Annotated in this window: 20 protein-coding genes, 1 pseudogene and 1 other annotated feature; of the genes and pseudogenes, 1 reads left to right on the top strand and 20 read right to left on the bottom strand. The window is 28.4% G+C overall.

Features of this window, described 5'->3' with window-relative positions:
* Positions 1-165: 165 nt before the first annotated feature.
* The 20 genes from NSA58_RS05320 to NSA58_RS05225 all read right to left on the bottom strand — a co-directional run bounded on the left by NSA58_RS05320 (position 166) and on the right by NSA58_RS05225 (position 18,715).
* Entirely contained in the window at positions 166-411 is a 246-nt protein-coding gene (locus NSA58_RS05320; RefSeq protein ID WP_039680278.1) for a hypothetical protein, read from the bottom strand.
* Positions 412-563: 152 nt separating this feature from the next.
* Positions 564-1,100, bottom strand: coding sequence for an SMC-Scp complex subunit ScpB (scpB, locus tag NSA58_RS05315; protein ID WP_039680277.1), 537 nt, complete (start codon positions 1,098-1,100; stop codon positions 564-566).
* A 1-nt stretch (position 1,101) separates the two neighbouring features.
* Entirely contained in the window at positions 1,102-1,821 is a 720-nt protein-coding gene (locus NSA58_RS05310) for a segregation and condensation protein A (protein ID WP_039680276.1), read from the bottom strand.
* A gap of 11 nt (positions 1,822-1,832) precedes the next feature.
* Complete coding sequence (locus NSA58_RS05305; protein WP_074429199.1) at positions 1,833-2,423, bottom strand: site-2 protease family protein; 591 nt, start codon at positions 2,421-2,423, stop codon at positions 1,833-1,835.
* 134 nt (positions 2,424-2,557) lie between these two features.
* Complete coding sequence (locus NSA58_RS05300; RefSeq protein WP_074079217.1) at positions 2,558-3,709, bottom strand: D-alanyl-D-alanine carboxypeptidase family protein; 1,152 nt, start codon at positions 3,707-3,709, stop codon at positions 2,558-2,560.
* A 112-nt stretch (positions 3,710-3,821) separates the two neighbouring features.
* Positions 3,822-4,109, bottom strand: coding sequence for a DUF503 domain-containing protein (locus NSA58_RS05295; protein ID WP_039680274.1), 288 nt, complete (start codon positions 4,107-4,109; stop codon positions 3,822-3,824).
* Between the two features lie 15 nt (positions 4,110-4,124).
* A complete protein-coding gene (locus tag NSA58_RS05290) occupies positions 4,125-4,460 on the bottom strand; it encodes a YlbF family regulator (RefSeq protein WP_039680273.1) in 336 nt (111 codons plus the stop codon).
* Between the two features lie 125 nt (positions 4,461-4,585).
* A complete protein-coding gene (locus NSA58_RS05285) occupies positions 4,586-6,262 on the bottom strand; it encodes a ribonuclease J (protein WP_139044987.1) in 1,677 nt (558 codons plus the stop codon).
* Positions 6,263-6,499: 237 nt separating this feature from the next.
* Positions 6,500-6,955 (bottom strand): Fur family transcriptional regulator, encoded by a 456-nt coding sequence (locus NSA58_RS05280; RefSeq protein WP_039680271.1) that lies wholly within the window; start codon positions 6,953-6,955, stop codon positions 6,500-6,502.
* A gap of 118 nt (positions 6,956-7,073) precedes the next feature.
* A complete protein-coding gene (locus tag NSA58_RS05275) occupies positions 7,074-7,964 on the bottom strand; it encodes an LCP family protein (RefSeq protein ID WP_079764698.1) in 891 nt (296 codons plus the stop codon).
* Positions 7,965-8,093: 129 nt separating this feature from the next.
* Positions 8,094-8,363: a DUF1292 domain-containing protein gene (locus tag NSA58_RS05270; protein ID WP_039680270.1), complete on the bottom strand. Its 270-nt coding sequence runs from the start codon at positions 8,361-8,363 to the stop codon at positions 8,094-8,096.
* Between the two features lie 80 nt (positions 8,364-8,443).
* Entirely contained in the window at positions 8,444-8,869 is a 426-nt protein-coding gene (ruvX, locus tag NSA58_RS05265) for a Holliday junction resolvase RuvX (RefSeq protein ID WP_039680269.1), read from the bottom strand.
* 266 nt (positions 8,870-9,135) lie between these two features.
* A complete protein-coding gene (locus tag NSA58_RS05260) occupies positions 9,136-11,310 on the bottom strand; it encodes a hypothetical protein (protein ID WP_039680268.1) in 2,175 nt (724 codons plus the stop codon).
* A 16-nt stretch (positions 11,311-11,326) separates the two neighbouring features.
* A complete protein-coding gene (locus NSA58_RS05255; RefSeq protein ID WP_039680267.1) occupies positions 11,327-11,584 on the bottom strand; it encodes an IreB family regulatory phosphoprotein in 258 nt (85 codons plus the stop codon).
* Positions 11,585-11,602: 18 nt separating this feature from the next.
* Positions 11,603-14,242, bottom strand: a complete 2,640-nt coding sequence (gene alaS, locus NSA58_RS05250; protein WP_074429198.1) for an alanine--tRNA ligase — start codon at positions 14,240-14,242, stop codon at positions 11,603-11,605.
* A gap of 213 nt (positions 14,243-14,455) precedes the next feature.
* Positions 14,456-14,673 (bottom strand) — a binding site (T-box leader).
* Positions 14,674-14,739: 66 nt separating this feature from the next.
* Positions 14,740-15,894, bottom strand: a complete 1,155-nt coding sequence (mnmA, locus tag NSA58_RS05245) for a tRNA 2-thiouridine(34) synthase MnmA (RefSeq protein WP_074429197.1) — start codon at positions 15,892-15,894, stop codon at positions 14,740-14,742.
* A 103-nt stretch (positions 15,895-15,997) separates the two neighbouring features.
* Positions 15,998-16,441, bottom strand: a complete 444-nt coding sequence (gene nifU / locus NSA58_RS05240) for a Fe-S cluster assembly scaffold protein NifU (RefSeq protein ID WP_074079213.1) — start codon at positions 16,439-16,441, stop codon at positions 15,998-16,000.
* Between the two features lie 56 nt (positions 16,442-16,497).
* Complete coding sequence (gene nifS / locus NSA58_RS05235) at positions 16,498-17,688, bottom strand: cysteine desulfurase NifS (protein WP_039680263.1); 1,191 nt, start codon at positions 17,686-17,688, stop codon at positions 16,498-16,500.
* 14 nt (positions 17,689-17,702) lie between these two features.
* Positions 17,703-18,164, bottom strand: coding sequence for an RrF2 family transcriptional regulator (locus NSA58_RS05230; protein ID WP_039680262.1), 462 nt, complete (start codon positions 18,162-18,164; stop codon positions 17,703-17,705).
* 206 nt (positions 18,165-18,370) lie between these two features.
* A complete protein-coding gene (locus NSA58_RS05225) occupies positions 18,371-18,715 on the bottom strand; it encodes a GNAT family N-acetyltransferase (protein WP_257560230.1) in 345 nt (114 codons plus the stop codon).
* Positions 18,716-18,786: 71 nt separating this feature from the next.
* Between NSA58_RS05225 and NSA58_RS20845 the strand changes: the two are divergent.
* Positions 18,787-18,867, top strand: a pseudogene (locus NSA58_RS20845) (threonine/serine exporter); the annotation flags it as partial.

The raw sequence follows: 18,867 nt of genomic DNA, 5'->3' as shown, positions 1-18,867 counted from the left end.
TAGGATATTAATAACAAAATTAATATTAAAAAAATACATAAACATATATATTTCAAATTAAAATATCTCATATTCTATATTGTTTGCAAAACTTATGGATATATACTAAATAAAAGAAGATAGGCCTTAGGGCAAAAAAATCATAGGCTATACGCCTATGATTTTTTATCTAGATTTTGATTTCTTTTTATTATTTTTGTTTGATACAGAATTTTTTGTAGAAGGTGCCATTCTTTGCTTTTGTCTTCTAATTGTTCCACTATTGTTGTAGATGCACATACCCCAACATGCAACTGCAACCATGAATAATACACCTCTTAAAGTATCACCCATTCTAAACATCATTACTCCAAAGAAAAAACTTACTATTGCAAATAATACATATACAATCATTGCAAGTTTACTTTTCATATTTATCCCCCTTAACTTTTTATCCTCTTATTGAAATACTATCACACCTTACAGCATATAATATTTTTTTATTGATTTTTGAGCAAGGTTATTACCTAAAATGATAGTAAGTAATTCGTCCACTTCCTATGTCAAGCAAAGCGAATTTTTTGCTAAATTTCTTCTTCACCTTCAAAAGTATCTATTGGTGGTAAATCTTTTAGACTTTCTATTTGTAATAATTTTAAAAATTCCTGAGTTGTTTTGTATATGATAGGTTTCCCTATTTTGTTAAGTCGTCCGGCTTCTCTTATTAACTCATGTTCTAAAAGTGTTTGCAAAACTTTATCACATTTAACACCTCTAATACTTTCTATTTCCACTTTAGTAATAGGTTGTTTGTATGCAATAATAGTTAGAGTTTCTAGTGTAGCTTGACTTAAAGATTTTCTTTTCTTTGGCTCTAGTACCTTTTTTATATAGTCAGCATAATCTTTATTTGTACACATTTGGTATTTATTTTCTAGTTTTATAATTTGAATACCTCTATTATTTTCTCTATATTCATCAATTAAAGAATTTAACATAAATTCTATTTCTTTATGCGAAAGTTCTTCATTGATAACACTATTAAGTTCTTTTATACTTATAGGTTCTCCATAAGCAAACATAATTGATTCAATTATATATTTTATTTCTTCTCTATTCATTTTACACTCCACGCTTTATTATAAGAATATCATCAAAAAATTCATTTTGAACTACAACTATTAGCTTTTCTTTTATTAATTCAAGAATAGCTAAAAATGTGGCTATAGTTTCATCCTTATCATAAGGTCCGACTAGTTCAACAAAACTTACTTTATCTTCAGTTTTCATTAATTCTCTTAAGTCCGACATTTTTTCTTCTGAAGATACTACTCTTTTTTTCACTATCATATCTAATTCTTCTGTTTTATCAAAACCTTCTATAACTTTTGTTTTTAATATCATAGGAAGAATTGTCCTGATAGCTTCTATAGATATTTCATCTAAGTCTATTTTATTATCTACAATTACTTCTTCTTTAGCTCTAAAGAAAGTATCACAAGTATAGTGAACATTTTCTTTAAGGTTTAAAGAAGCTTCTTTAAATTTCTTATATTCTTCTAATTTTTCTACTAATTCTAATCTTGGATCTTCTTCATGTTCTTCATGATGTTGTTTATATAATAAATATTTTGATTTTATCTCAACTAGTTTTGATGCCATTATTATAAATTCACTGGCAACCTCCAAGTCCATCTCATTCAACATATCTATATAAGCTAAATATTGACTTGTAATTTCTGAGATTGATATATCTTTTATATCTATTTTTTGTTTTGAAATCAAATCACAAAGTAAGTCTAAAGGTCCATCATAAACATTTAAATGTATATTGTACTTCATTAAATTACCTCTTACATAAATATACTTACTATATTATAAAATACCATCATTATTGGTGTTGTTACTATTGTATATGCTTTTGTAAATAGAGCAATTAGTAATACAACGTAACCTATATTTTCATATTTATAGATAAATTCATTATATTTATATGGAAGTAATGATGATATAACTCCCCATCCATCAAGTGGTGGTATAGGAAGTAAGTTAAATGCTCCAAAACCTATGTTAATCCACATAGCATTATCAAATATTACTTGAATAGCATACATATCCACATATTTAACTATTAAAGCACAAATAATCGCTCCTATTAAGTTTCCTAATGCTCCTGATAAAGAAACTATTATATTACCTATTTTATAGCTTTTAAAATTATTTGGATTAACTGGAACTGGCTTTGCCCATCCAAAATGGCATAATATTAACATTATTAACCCTAAAGGATCCACATGTTTGGCAGGGTTTAATGTCATTCTTCCATTATACTTAGCCGTATCATCACCAAGTAAATGTGCCGAATGAGCATGACCAAATTCATGAATAGATATGGCCATAGCGATTCCTACCAATGATGCTAATAAATTACTTAAGTTAAACATATTTATTCTCTCCTACTTTTTTTGTAATACTATTATTATATCATTTATAAAATTATAATCAAAAGATTTATATTTTTATTAATTATAAAAAGCTATGAAGTACATAAAAATATGCACTACATAGCTTTTTAGCATTATAATAAATTGTCTACTACTCTTCTTAACATTTGTAAATAAGATGCCTTATTTATATCTTCACTATTTATTATTTTAGTTTCTCCCACAAGTTCTTTTCCTCTATAAACTTTAACAACTCCTAATTCTGTATTTTTCTTTATTGGAAGTTTTAAATCCTGTTTTATTTCTACTTTCTTTTGGAAATCTTTTTTATCACCCTTTTTTATCAATACACTTAAATTATCTTTGGCTACTAAATCAATATTTTCTTTTTCACCTTTTTCAAATTTAACTGTAGCAACCTTATCATTTGCGCCACAAATTTTAACACTTTCGTAGTTTGCAAATCCATAATTTAAAAGACTTGTTGCATCTTTAAATCTTATTGGAGAAGTTTCAGCACATAATGTAACGGCTATTAAGTGTGTATTATTTCTTATTGCTGATGCTGATAAACAATATTTAGCTTGCTGAGTAAAGCCAGTTTTCACTCCTGTAGCTCCTGCATAATGTTTAACTAACTTATTCGTATTTGCAATCCCTATTTTAGCTTGTTTTTTACCAACTACGACTTCGTCCATCCATGTAGTCAAATACTTAGAAATTTTCTTATGAGTAAGTAATTCCTTAGACATAAGTGCTATATCATAAGCTGAAGTATAGTGGTTATCTACAGGAAGTCCATTTGTATTAACAAAGTTTGTATCATTCATTCCCAGCTCTTTAGCTCTTTTATTCATAAGAACTACAAACTCTTCCACACTACCACCTATATATTCTGCCATAGCAACACAAGCATCATTGGCAGATGCAACTGCTATGGATTTTAATAATGTATCTACCTTTTGTATTTCTCCTGGTTCAAGAAATATCTGGCTACCTCCCATACTAGCTGCAACTTCACTTACTTGGACATCATCATCTTCTTTAATTTTTCCACCTTCTAAAGCTTCACAAATTAAAAGCATAGTCATTACCTTTGTTACACTGGCTGGTGGTAATTTATCGTGACTATTTTTTTCGTATAAAACTTTACCTGTTGAAGCATCCATTAATATAGCGGATTTAGATGCTATATCTAATTTAGCATCTTGGGTACTGGCAAAAATAACACTTCCTTGACTTATTGCAAAAACTAATACAAGTAGAAAGCTAATAAACTTTTTCATCACTTCACCTCTTAATTGTCTATAATTTTATTAACTTTTTTATTATTTCTCTTATATTATTTTTTACCAATATTTCTAATTTATAATTAGTATCTTTTACATGTTATATTTCTCAATAATTAATAATTTCACTTTCAATATCAATTATTTCTGCCTCACAGTTTTCTTCTATAAAATTTATAATTTTTTCTTTTGATTGATCGCTATCTTTATTATTTAAATCAAGCTTTACCATACCAATACTTATTCTTTGATGTAAATCTTGATTTTCAACTTCTCTTATACTAATATTAAATTTGTTTTGCAATTTACCTATTATACTCTTTACAATCATCCTCTTTTCTTTTAAAGAATGTGCATAAGGTGCTCTTAAATCAACTTTAATAACTAGTATTTTCATTTTAATTCCTCTTTTCTATTTATAGTCTTCTTTTATGGCTTGAGCTATTATTTTATTTATACTATCCATCATTATATTAAACTTTTCTTCAGCTAATAGATAATTATATATTTTTTCATTGTGTCTAATTTTATTCTGAATTTCTTCCATTTTTTTAATAGATTTTTTATCCATTTTTTTATTATTCATAGTGGCATATTGAAGATTGTATCCTGTCTTTTTGTACTCTCTTAATAGATATTCATTATTCTCATCACTTTTTATTTCTTTCATATTATTAACAAAATCTTTATATTCTTTGCTACTTCTTATTTCACTGGCCAACTTTGTGGCTGTATCATATACACTCATATTATCCTCCTAATCCCTGTTTAAATTTTAGTTGTTATAAGTATATATGCATTTTAAATATAGTTTTGTTTATACTTACAAAAAATACCTCAGTATTTTTAATTCAAATACTGAGGTATTTCTAATTATACTTCCATGATTATTGGTAATATCATTGGATTTCTCTTAGTTTTTATATATAAATATTCTTTTAAGTTTTCTTTAATATTATTTTTTAAATATGCCCACTCTTTTATATTCTTTTCTTCACATTCATGTAAAACATCTTTAATTACATTTTTTGCTCCATCCATTAAATCTTCTGATTCTCTAACATAAACAAATCCTCTAGATATAATATCAGGTCCTGCAAGTACTTTACCATCTTCTTTAGATATAGTTACAACTACTATCATAAGGCCATCTTCAGATAAATGTTTTCTATCTCTTAGAACTATATTTCCTACATCTCCTACTCCAAGTCCATCAACAAGTACATTTCCTGTTGGAACCGTATTAGTAATTTTTGCAGAATTTCTGTCTAATTCTAGTACTTGACCAGTTTGCATTACAAATACATTTTGTTCTGGCATACCAAGCTCACCAGCTAGTGCTGCATGACGCTTTAACATCCTAAACTCTCCATGAACTGGCATAAAGAATTTTGGTTTTACCATTCTATTTATAAGTTTTAAATCTTCTTGAGCCGCATGACCTGATACATGTATATCAGCTAAGTCGTTATAAACAACCCTTGCTCCTCTTTCAAATAAAAGATTTATTACTTTTGAGATTAGTTTTTCATTTCCTGGTATTGGATGAGCTGAAATTATTACTAAATCTCCCTTTTTAATTTCTACCTTTTTATGTTCGCTACTTGACATTCTTGCAAGTGCTGACATTGGTTCTCCCTGTGTTCCCGTAGTTATAATTACTAATTCATTGTCATCGTACTTAGATATATCATTTAAATCTATCAGTGTTTCATCTTCCATATCTAAATACCCAAGTTCTCTAGCAACACCTATTACATTAACCATTGATCTTCCTGAGATAGCCACTTTTCTATTAAACTTAACCGCCATATTGATAATTTGTTGTAATCTATGAACATTCGAAGCAAAAGTAGCAACTATAATTCTACTACCATTAGCTTTTCTAAATAAATCATCTAGACCTGCTCCCACTGTTCTTTCAGACATAGTAAACCCTGGTTTTTCCACATTCGTACTGTCTGCTAACATTAAAAGAACTCCCGAACTTCCAAGCTCACATATTCTGTGAATATCCATAACGTCTCCATCTATTGGTGTAAGATCAATCTTAAAGTCTCCTGTATGGAAAATAACCCCCTGTTCAGTATGTACAGCCAGCGAACAAGATCCTGGTATACTGTGGTTATTCTTTATAAATTCTACACTAATATTTTTAAGCTTAACTGTTTGTTTAGGAGTAACAACATTTAATTTTACATTATTAAGTTTATGTTCCTTTAATTTAGCTTCTATTAGTCCAATACTAAATCTAGTTCCGTACACAGGTACATCAATTTTTTTCAGTATATATGGAAGAGCTCCTATATGATCTTCATGTCCATGTGTTATAAATATTCCTTTTACCTTATCCTTATTTTTTAGTAAATAAGTTATATCAGGTATAACTATATCAACACCTAACATTTCATCTTCTGGAAAACTTAAACCCGCATCTATTACAACAATCTCATCCTTATACTCTATTACGGTCATGTTTTTGCCTATCTCGTTAAGACCACCTAAAGCCATTACCTTAACCTTGTTGGTGTTTTTCTTAAACAATTGCATCATCTCCTCTGTCTATTCAATTTTCAATTTTCATTTTAATCTTGCATATAAAAATAATATTAAATCACGCACTTTTTACCAACTAAGTTTATTGTATCATAAAATCCCTTATATTTTAAGTATATTTAAAATACTTTTATCCATAATCTAGTTAAAACATCTTTTTACTAGATAAAATCTTACAGCTTGTTAAACAAATTTTAATATTTTTTCCTTACAATTAAAAAGATATAAGTTCTACTTAGAACTTATATCTTTATTGCAGTCTTCACATAATCCATAAAATTTAACATCATGGTCTAATATTTTAAACTTATAAGCACTTTGTATTTCTTTTTCTACATTGTCCATTAAATCATCTTCTACTTCGATTATCTTCCCACATTTTTTACAAATTAAATGGTGATGATTATGACTTTCTGATTTATTTAAATTAATTTCATATCTAATACATCCATCATCTAAGTTTAATTTTGATATTACTCCAATTTCATCTAATAATTGCATTGTTCTATAGACTGTTGCAAGCCCTATCTCTGGACAGTTCTCCCTTACTAAATCATAAATTTCTTCACTACTTAAATGCCTATTTTCATTGTCAAGAAGTATATTTATTATAGCTCTTCTTTGAGGAGTAATTTTTAGTCCTGATTCTTTTAATTTAATTTTCAAATTTTCCATTGTATTACACATAATACCACCCGTTTTCAATTGATAATCTTTTGTAATTATTGTAAATGATAAATTCACTCATGTCAATGTTTAGAGAATTATTAATATATTTATTTTTTTATAACCATATTTATTATACTTAGTTATATATAAAATCATGTAACAATTTTAAATTTTCTTCTTTTCTCCATTTAATTACATATTGTGAATTACATTCTAATCTTCCATCTTCTCTATATTCATTGATAGGAAATTCTAATTGTTTTATTTTATAATTAGTTAAATCTCTTGATATTATAGCTAAGTCTAAGATTTTATCTGGAGAGATATTAACCCTTACATGCTTAAGTAGTATTTTTATCAATTCTGGATATTTAAAAACTGATACTTTTGATAATTTATATGCTAAACTCTCTAATACTTTTCGTTGTCTAGCATCTCTATAGAAACAGTTGTCTATTTTTCTAAGTCTACAGTAAGCTAAAGCTTGATATCCATTTAGTAAATGATTCCCACTACTAGTTATATATTCTATATTATTACCCTTATTTTCAATTTCTAATCCATAACATGCATTTATTACTTTATTTAATCCATCAATTTCTCTATCTTCAATATTTATATCTACGCCTCCTAGTACATTTATAACATCTACAAAACTTTTAAAATCTACTATAGCATAGTCTTTTATGTCAAGGTCAAAATTATCATTTATTGTTTTAAGTAATAATTCACAACCTCCATAATAAAAAGAATGGTTTATTTTATCATATCCTTTTCCAGGTATATATACTAATGTGTCTCTAGCTATAGATGTGAGTTTTAAACCCTTATGTTTATTGTCTACAGTTAAAATAATCATAGTATCTGCTCTAGAAGTTTTTTCTCCTATACCATCTTTTCCTATTAATAATATATTATAAATTTCTTTTTCAGTGTAAGAATTTATATCTTTAGCCAGAGCACTATTATTTAATATCATGGAAAAAATTATCATAAGTATTAATGTTATTAGAATCTTTTTTTTCATTCAGTCATCCCCTTTACTATTTTTCAATATTTTTCCCAAGTGATTTTAAAATTAAACTCTATAATTATGTATATTATTTTTAGTTTTAAACATAAAAAAACTACCTACTAAAAGGTAGTTTTTTTATTATTAGAATTCGTCGTCATTAAGTCCTTCTTCGTCCATTAATGTATTATAAACATCAACAACTATTTCATATTCCTTGTCATCTTCTAAAGGAACTAACATTTCTCCTTCTTCATCTTGGTCTATTCTAAATACTAAAGCCTCATCACTTTCTTCATCATCAACAGGCATTAATATAGCATATTCCTTATTATCAGCTTCTAAAGTTAGTATGACTTCAAATTCGCTTTCTACTCCATTTTCATCAACTAAACTTATTATATTATCTTGCATCTAAATCACCTCAAATTCTTTCTTCTTTTTTATATTATATATTATACTGAGATAATTTCAAATATATTATTAAAATATTATTAGAAATTTCTTTGTAAATCTAAATATCCTTGTAATATTATCACTGCTGCTAGCATATCTATTACTTTTTTTCTATTTTCTCTTCTAACATTACCTTCAATTAAAGATCTTTCTGCTGCTACTGTAGATAATCTTTCATCCCAAAATTCTATAGGTAAATTTGTTTCTTGTTTTAATAACTCACAGAATTTTTGGACTTTTTCTCCTTGTGTTCCTATAGTACCATTCATATTCTTAGGTAGACCTGATACTATTTTATTTACTTGTCTTTCTGAAATTATCTTTTTAATTTCTTCTATATCTTTTTTCTTACCAACTCTTTTTATAGTTGTTACACCTTGAGCAGTTAAACCCATTATATCACTTACAGCAACTCCTATGGTTTTATCTCCTATATCAAGACCCATTATTCTTCCATCAAGCATGTTTATTCTCCTTTATATAGCCATCATCATCCTTATTAATTTTTAAATTACTTTCACATAATTTTAATCAATAGGGACTTCTATTATTTTATCTTATTTTAATTTTCTCATACCTTATTTTATATTATATTTAAAATTCTCTCAATTCATATGGACAACTACATATCTTCCTTAATACTTCAAATCACTATGCGGTCGTCATACATTTTCAAACAAGTCCATTTCTCAAAAATTAGCCAGAATTAAATTCTGGCTAATTTTCATTACTATTCTCTTTTATCATTAAAAATTATCATATTAATACTAATAATTAATATTGGTATAAGAATATATATGGATGCTGTAGCTGCTGCTACTATTCCCGAGTCATTTACTAATAATGTTATTAGGCATCCTACCATAGATGCTATAAATCCTTTAAATATCATAGGATATTTATTAGATATATTTTTCATATGTTTTGAAGGTCTAAATATAAATATACCTATTACAGCAATTCCAACTAATAATATATTTACCCACACAGATGACTTAGCAAGTTTTAAGTTCATAGATATTTTTCTACCAAACGTATTAAATATAGCTTGTGGTCCTTCTTGTATTATTTGTTGTGTAAATACGCCTAAGTGAGACTCCATTCCTAAAACTAAGTCTAAACCTGCAAATACTAAAACTAAAACAACTGCTGCTAAACCTAATATCATAATTTTCTTTAAGTCTAATTTAACGTCAAATATTAACATAATAAATAACAAGTACGCTACACATTCAGATATTGCTCCTCCTACATTTGCACCCATTGAAGGAAATGCACTTGTGATAAGAATTATAACTGATAAAACAATTGTTAGCCATTTTGGCATTTTCTTATAGTTAAGAAGTACAGATAAAGCAAATACAGCACTTGCTATTGTTACCCCCTCATATTCATTACCTATACCATAATATCTAGCTCCCACTATGGCATCATAACTCATTATACAGTTTTTCATAAAGTACGTTCCTATAACTGAGTCAATAACAATTAATAATATGGTAAGGAGTGCATAATATCCCATCTGTTTAATATCGTTATTTTTAAACAATATTCTTCCTGATAAATAAAGTATTATGGTCATTATTACAACACCACTTACTAATCCTAATTGACTTTTAAAATTAAATATTGGTGATAGTAATAAAGTTAGAGGCATTATTAATCCCAATTTAATTAGTTCTTTTAATACTATAAATACTTTTTCTTTGTTAGGTAGCTTATCCTTGAATAATAAGGCTAGCATAGCTATAACCCACGATGTAGATACAATTCCAACAAAAGTATTTACTACTGTAGATCTTATATTATTTATTGAAACTATTTTTTTATATTCTCCAGATAAGAAGTCTATATTGTCATCTTTTTCAATACTACTTAACGCTCTTCCTATCATAGCTTCATTTTTTAGTCCAAATTCATTTAAAATGTCTACACCTAAATCTAAGTTGGCTATTATTCCACCTCTCCTTGTTGTTGCACTTTCTAATAATCCTTTTTTATTATCAGAAAATTTAATAACAGGAGCTAAACGTCTTTTGTTATTATAGTCTAGAGTACTTGGGAATTCACTAACAATATATATAACATCATTTTCATTTACCATATTGAATACTTCTTTTAAGTAAGTATTTATATGAGAGTATATCTGTTTTTTTGTCTTGTTATATGTGTTTTCATTTAAGTTAGATTTGTACTCATCTAATCTATATGTGTCTCCAAGCTCTATAAATAAGGCATCATTACTTTCATAATATGTTTTTGTATCAGTAATTAATTTATTGTAGTCTGTTCTCAATCCATAAGGCATACTTAAATCTTTTACAGAAATATTGTCCACATTACCAGATTCTACACGACCTAAAGTATCCATGGCTATTAATCCTGTATTTCTTATTTTTATCAATTGATTATTTTCTACAATATCACTATTACCTAATAATGCTACTTTTTTGTTATTATCAGATAATGTTTGACCAAGTAGCCCTAATGTAGATCCATAACTTCCTTTTTCTGCATTATTATTAATAGATTTATTGATAGATATATTATTTATACCTTTTGGTTCTTCTCCTGTTGCTGTTTTGTATAATTTTCCATTCTCATCAGTTAAATTTTCAAAAGATATGACCTCATTATTAACTACATTGGCCCTAGTCCCTGCTCCTATAGTAGCATATGACCTTGCATCGTCATTTCCTTGATCTCCTCTTGTATTCATTAACCCAATATATCCACTGTTTTTTAACTTTTCTTGCAAAACAGGAATCTTTTGTAAATCATTTATATTTGTTCTATTCATGCTAATATAAATAACTTTACCTTCTTCTGCTGCGAAAGAATAATTAGGAATAAATCCAACACATATCATGATTAACAATAATAATGATATTATTTTTTTCCTCATTAAGTTGACCTACTTTCTATTTTGATAAATAATACTTAAGAATTTCTTCTAGCAATTCATCTCTTTCATATTTTCTTATTACTGTTCTAGCATCTTTATAACTTGTTATATAACTAGAGTCACCAGATAGGATATATCCTATCATTTGATTGATAGGATCATATCCTTTTTCTTGTAAAGCATGATAAACATGGTTTATTGTCTCGCCTACACTCATACTTTTATTTTCTGTAACTCCTTCAAATTTTACTGTATAATCGAAATTATTATCCAAAATAATTCCCCCCTTTAGTTATTTAACTTGGCTTTTTATAACCTCACTTGCATAACTTAAAGCTTCGTCTACCTTTGATACATCAGTTGCTCCAGCTTGTGCCATGTTTGGTCTTCCGCCACCTTTACCGTTAGCTATTTTTGCAACTTCTCTTACAATATTTCCTGAGTGTATTCCTTTTGATATTACATCATTTGTTGCTGTAACAACAAAGTTTACTTTATTATCTACTACATTTGAAAGAACTACTACACCACTTCCAACTTTATCTCTTAAAGAATCTGCTGTTTCTTTTAAAGAGTTCATATCTATCCCTTCAAATTTAGCACACAATAAGTTTACTCCACATACATCCACTTTTGAACCTAATAAAGAATCCACTGATTGTAAGTTTAATTTAGTTTTTGCATCTTGTAATTCTTTAGCTAGAGACTTATTCTCTTCTACTAAAGTATGAGCTCTTTGAACTAAATTATCTTCTTTTGTTTTTAAAGCTGCACATATATCATTTATTACTACCTCTTTATTTGTTAAATAGTCGTAAACAGCTTTACCTGTTATAGCTTCTATTCTTCTAACACCAGCTGCTACTCCACCTTCAGATAATATTTTAAATAATCCAACTTGAGAAGTATTATTAAGGTGAGTTCCTCCACAAAGTTCTACTGAGTAGTCTCCCATGGATACAACCCTTACCTCATTACCATACTTTTCGCCAAAGAGTGCCATAGCTCCTTTTTCTTTTGCATCTTTTATGTTCATTATTTCGCAATTTATGTCTAATGCATCTAAAATAGCTGTATTTACTTTTTCTTCAACTATTTTTAATTCTTCTTTTGATATTGGTTCAAAGTGCGTTACATCAAATCTCAATCTTTCTGGAGTTACTAGTGATCCTGCTTGATTAACATGATCACCTAAAACTTCTTTTAATGCTTCATGTAATAAGTGAGTTGCAGTATGGTTTCTTGCAGAAGCCATTCTTATTTCTTTATTAACTTTTGATTCTAATTTATCATTTACACTTATTTTACCTTTTTTTACAAATCCCATATGTTTTATAGTATTATTTGCACCTTTTCTAGTATCTACAACTTCAAATATAGTATCTTCATTTTCTAAAGTTCCCATATCTCCAACTTGCCCACCACCTTCTGCATAGAAAGCAGTTTCATTTAATACTACTACAGCTTTTTCACCTTCACATATAGTATCTACAACTTCATCACCCTTTACTAATGCAGTAACATTACCACATACATTTAAGTTAACATATCCGTCAAATGTAGAAGCTATATTTGCATCAAGTCTTGATAATGGATCTTCTTTCCAACTTTCATCTTCCATAGCTCCTCTATCAGCTCTAGCCCTTTGTCTTTGCGCTTCCATTTCTGAATGGAATCCTTCTTCATCTATTTCATAACCTTGTTCTTCAAGAATTTCCTGAGTTAAGTCCATAGGGAATCCGTAAGTATCATATAGTTTAAATGCTTTTTCTCCACTTAAAACTTTTTCATTATTTGCTTTTAATTCTGCTATATATGAATTTAATATCTCTACACCTTGATCTAGTGTTTCGTTGAACTTTTCTTCTTCTATTTTTATTACCTTTTTAACGTAGTTTTCTTTTTCTACTAATTCTGGATAAGCATCTCCACTTACTTCTTTAACTCTGTCAAATAGTCTATATAAGAAATCTTCTTTTATTCCAAGTAATTTACCATGACGGGCTGCTCTCCTAAGTAATCTTCTAAGAACATATCCTCTACCTTCGTTTGATGGTAATACTCCATCTGCTATTAAGAAACTCATAGCTCTCATATGGTCAGTAATTATTCTTACTGATACATCTTTTTTAGCATCTTCACCATATTTTATATTAGCTAACTCTTCTATTCCTTCAATAATATATTTTATAGTATCTATTTCAAATATATTATCTACGTCTTGCATTATACATGCCATTCTTTCTAGACCCATACCTGTATCTATATTTTTGTTATCAAGTTCTGGATAGCTTCCATCTTCTTGTCTATCAAATTGAGTGAAAACTAAGTTCCAAAACTCTAAGTATCTATCACAGTCACATCCTGGCTTGCAATCTGGATTATCACAACCAAATTTTTCTCCTCTATCAAAGTAAATTTCTGAACATGGTCCACATGGTCCAAGGCCTATTTCCCAAAAGTTATCATCTTTTCCAAGTCTAACTATTCTATCAGCTGGTACTCCTATTTCCTTTTCCCAAAATTCATGAGCTTCATCATCATTTAAATAAACAGTTACCCATAATTTATCTACTGGTATATGTAAATGTTCTGTTATAAACTCCCAAGCCCATGTAATAGCTTCTGGTTTGAAATAATCTCCAAATGAGAAGTTACCCATCATTTCAAAGAAAGTACCGTGTCTAGCAGTTTTCCCTACGTTTTCTATATCACCTGTTCTTATACATTTTTGGCAAGTCGACATTTTCTTGCTTGGTGGTACTTCCACACCTGAAAAGTAATTTTTAAGTGGTGCCATACCTGAGTTTATAAGTAATAAACTTTTATCATTATTTGGTATTAAAGATGCACTTTTCCCTACATAGTGTCCTTTTGATTCAAAGAACTCTAAAAATCTCTTTCTAATTTCATTAGTTCCTAATTTTTGCATTAGTTTTTCCTCCTATAAATTTATATCTTTATTTTCTTTACAAATAAAATTTTCTACTTTTTAACTAATTAAAATATATATTTAACCAGTTTTAGTAAATATATTAAAAATTCACTCTGCTCAAGTCACAAAGTTGGAAATTATATATTATCTACAGAATAAATAATATATAACTTCTCTACAATTAAAAAACCTCGCACCTATATAAAACTATATAGGGGCGAGGTATATTCGCGGTACCACCCTAATTATCATATTGAGTATGATATCTTCGGAAAACCTTAGCTATAACGTAACTACCGTCAATCTATACTTAATTTCCAGACTGATACTCCAAGACTGCTTCAAATATTCTATTCTAGGAGCTCTCACCATTTCTCCTTCTCTGTGAAGACTTCAAATATCTTACTACTTCTTTTCACTGTATTTAAATTATTTGTAAAATTATATTTTCTTATAGTAATTCTACTAAATTTTTAATTTATAATCAAGTATAATTATAAACTTTTGTCTATAATTCCTCCACCAACTACTTTATCTCCTTGATACATTACAACTGATTGCCCTTTAGTAATAGCTCTTTGTGGTTCATCAAACACTATTCTTACAGAGTCTTTTCCATTGTTATATACTGTGGCTGGTGATGGTTTTGCAGAATATCTTATTTTCGCTTCTACCCTAATAGGTTCTGTAATCTCGTCTACTGTAATTAAATTCACATCTGTTGCTATTAATTCATTACTGAATAAATCGTCATTTGAACCTAATATAACAGTATTAGTTTCTGGATTTATATCAAGAACAAACATAGGTTTACCAAAAGCAATACCTAGTCCTTTTCTTTGTCCTATTGTGTAATATATTATCCCTTTATGCTTTCCTAAAACATTACCTTTAGTATCTACAAAGTTTCCTTCTTTAATACGTTTATTTGAATGTCTTTTTACATAGTTTGCATAATCATTATCTTTAACAAAACATATTTCTTGGCTATCTGGTTTATTATGAACATCCATACCCATTTCTTTGGCTATTTCTCTTACTCTATCTTTCTCATAGTCTCCAATCGGAAGTAAAGTATGTTCTAATTGTTCCTGTGTAAGATTATATAGTGCATAAGTTTGATCTTTTTTATCAGTTACTGATTTAACTAGTAAATGTCTACCAGTTTCTTCATCTTTTTCAATCTTAGCATAATGTCCTGTTGCCACATAGTCACATCCTAGAGCCATAGCTCTTCTATATAAGTCATCGAATTTTATATGTTTATTACATGCTATACAAGGATTTGGAGTTCTTCCTTGTAAATATTCATCAATAAAATAATCTATAACTTTTTCTTTAAATACATCTTTAAAGTTTAATACATAAAATGGTATACCTATTTTGTCTGCAACTGCTCTTGCATCTTCTACTGCTTCAAGAGAACAACATCCACCATCATTTTCTATTAAATCATATTCTTCATCGTCTTGCCATAATTTCATGGTAACACCGATTACTTCGTATCCTTGCTTTTTAAGTAAGTATGCAGCTACTGAACTATCTACTCCACCACTCATACCTATCATTACTCTTTTGCTCATTTTATAAATCACCTCATTCTCTATATTATATATATTTTCAATAATTTTTAAAAGTATATTTTTCATTTCATGTAATTTATTTATATATAATAAACGACCTTGTTTACCTTAGTCTTTGACAAAAAAAATCTTTGAGATACATTACCCCAAAGATTTTATTTATTATATATTAGTCTTCTTCTATATCATGGTGATGATCATGATCATCATCTATAACTACACCATCTAATTCTGGTATGTGTATATTATTTTTTTCTGCATAATCTATTAATGCTGCTTTTATAGCTTGTTCTGCTAAAACTGAACAGTGCATTTTAACTGGTGGTAAACCATCTAGTGCTTCTGCAACTGCTTTATTAGTTACAGCTAGAGCTTCATGTATAGTTTTTCCTTTTACCATTTCAGTAGCCATTGATGAAGAAGCTATTGCAGATCCACATCCAAATGTTTGGAATTTAACATCTTTTATTATTTCATCTTCTATATCAAGGAATATTTTCATTATATCCCCACATTTAGCATTTCCAACTTCACCTACACCACTTGCATCTTCTATTTGTCCTACATTTCTTGGATTTAAGAAATGATCCATTACTTTATCACTATATTGCATAATTTTTTCCTCCTAACATTATTCACTCTGTCTATTTATTTTTATTAATTTATTTTCTATTTACTTTGCTCTTTTAAATAAGTTTGATATAAAGGTGATAATCCTCTAAGTCTTTCTATTACTTTTGGAAGATGTTCTAATATATAGTCTATATCATCATCAGTTGTGAAATCTCCAACAGTAAGTCTTAAAGAACCATGTGCCCATTCATGAGTTAATCCTATTGCCATTAATACATGAGATGGATCTAGAGAACCTGATGTGCAAGCAGAACCACTTGAACCAGCTATTCCTACTTGATCTAATAATAGTAGTATTCCTTCTCCTTCTATAAATTCAAATGAGAAGTTTGAATTACCTGGTAATCTATCATCTCTATGTCCGTTTAATCTTGTATGAGGTATTCTTTCTAGTACACCCTCTATTAACTTTTCTCTAAGTCTTGTTAATTCAGCTATATGATGTTCCATATTTTCTTTAGCAATTTCTGCTGCTTTTCCATATCCTACTATTGAAGGTATATTTTCTGTACCAGCTCTTTTTCTTTTTTCTTGAGCTCCACCATGTATAAGATTGTGTATTCTTACACCTTTTTTGATGTATAAAGAACCTATACCTTTTGGTCCGTATATTTTATGAGAAGACATACTCATTAAATCTACATCTATATCTTTAACATCTACTGGTATATTACCAGCTGCTTGAACTGCATCTGTATGCATTAAAGCACCATGCTCGTGGGCTATTTTAGCTATTTCTTTTATAGGTTGTATAGTTCCTATTTCATTATTAGCATACATTATACTTACAAGTATAGTAGTATCTTTTATTTCTCTTTTTAATTGTTCTAAGTCTACTTTTCCATCTGCATCAACATCTAAGTAAGTTACTTCAAATCCATGTACTTTTTGTAAGTATTCACAAGTATGAAGTATCGCATGATGTTCTATTTTACTTGTTATAATGTGATTTCCTTTATCTCTTCTTGCAAAAGCCGTTCCTTCTAAGGCCCAGTTATCACTTTCACTTCCACCGTTTGTAAAGTATATTTCACTTGGATCCGCGTTAACAAGCGATGCTACTTGTTTTCTAGATTTATCTAAAGCTGTTTTCGCTTCCCTCCCAAATAAGTGGAAACTTGAAGCATTTCCAAAATAATCAGTTAAATATGGCATCATTTCATCTAATACTTCTTTTTTTACTGGAGTAGTAGCTGAATAATCCATGTACAATCTTCTTTTTTCCATCGTAAATTCATCTCCTATTTTTTATTATTCATTAACTCTGTTATATCAAATTCTTTTATGTGATTCTTCTTATTGTAGTCATCAATCATATCTTGAAGTGTAATGGAATTTAGTACGTCTTCTATCCCTTTTTTCAACTTCTCCCATACTAGTTTAGTGGAACAATCATTTGAATTTTCACAGGATCCTTCATCTATAATACATTGAGAAAGTGCTACTGGCCCTTCAAGTATAGTAAGTACGTCCCCAACAGTAACATCATTAGGATCTTTATTAAGAAAATATCCTCCTTGTGCTCCTCTTACACTAGTTATTAATTGTGATTTCTTCAATGTAGAAAATATTTGTTCTAAATATTGCTCTGGTATTTTTTGTTTACTAGCAATCATGTTCAAAGGCATAGGGCCTTCATTAACATGTAAAGATAATTCAAATATTGCTTTTAGGCCATATTTACCTTTAGTTGATAATTTCATTTTTTATCACCCTCTGTGTCCAATACAATTCATAGTAAACTTGTATGAATTACTTTGATATCATTGTATTATTTCCTACTATTTTTGTCAAGATTATTTCTGACTATTTTTATCAGAATTAATTCTTAAACTTAGTGATAATTATTTTATACCCACAAATAAAAAAAGATAACTTGAAAATTCAAATTATCTTTTTACAATTTTTTCTATTTTCTGTATATACTCCAGTATCCAATTTTTTCAAATCCTAACATTTTATAAATAATACTGGCTGCTTCATTATCACAAAATAAGCAAGGAATCTTATTTTCTTCTATCAATTCATTGCAAATTTTTATTAAACACTTAGTAGCATAGTTTCGATTTCTGTATTTTGGATGAGTCCCTACTCCTATAATCATAGCATTATTTTTGTTTTCAGAAGTGGTTTTAGCCATAGAGACTACTTTTCCTTCTCTTTCTACACAATATCCCCTTCCAGTTTTTAAACTTGATTTAATATTATCTACCGTTGTATTTTCAAATTCATCTATTTCTTCATACAACTTCACTATTTTATTTAAATTACCAAATCTATGTTTCTTTCATTAAAGGTATAAGAGATCTAATTTCAGGCGATTTAATGTCTGGTGTAGCTCGTGCATTTGATGCTGGTGTTACTGCTGTAAGTATAGCTTGTGGTGTTGGTATAGTGTTAGATATT

The organism is Terrisporobacter muris (genome assembly GCF_024621905.1).
Classification (GTDB): domain Bacteria; phylum Bacillota; class Clostridia; order Peptostreptococcales; family Peptostreptococcaceae; genus Terrisporobacter; species Terrisporobacter muris.
Note: the sequence above shows the minus strand (reverse complement) of the source record. Positions and strands in the feature narration are given on the sequence as shown.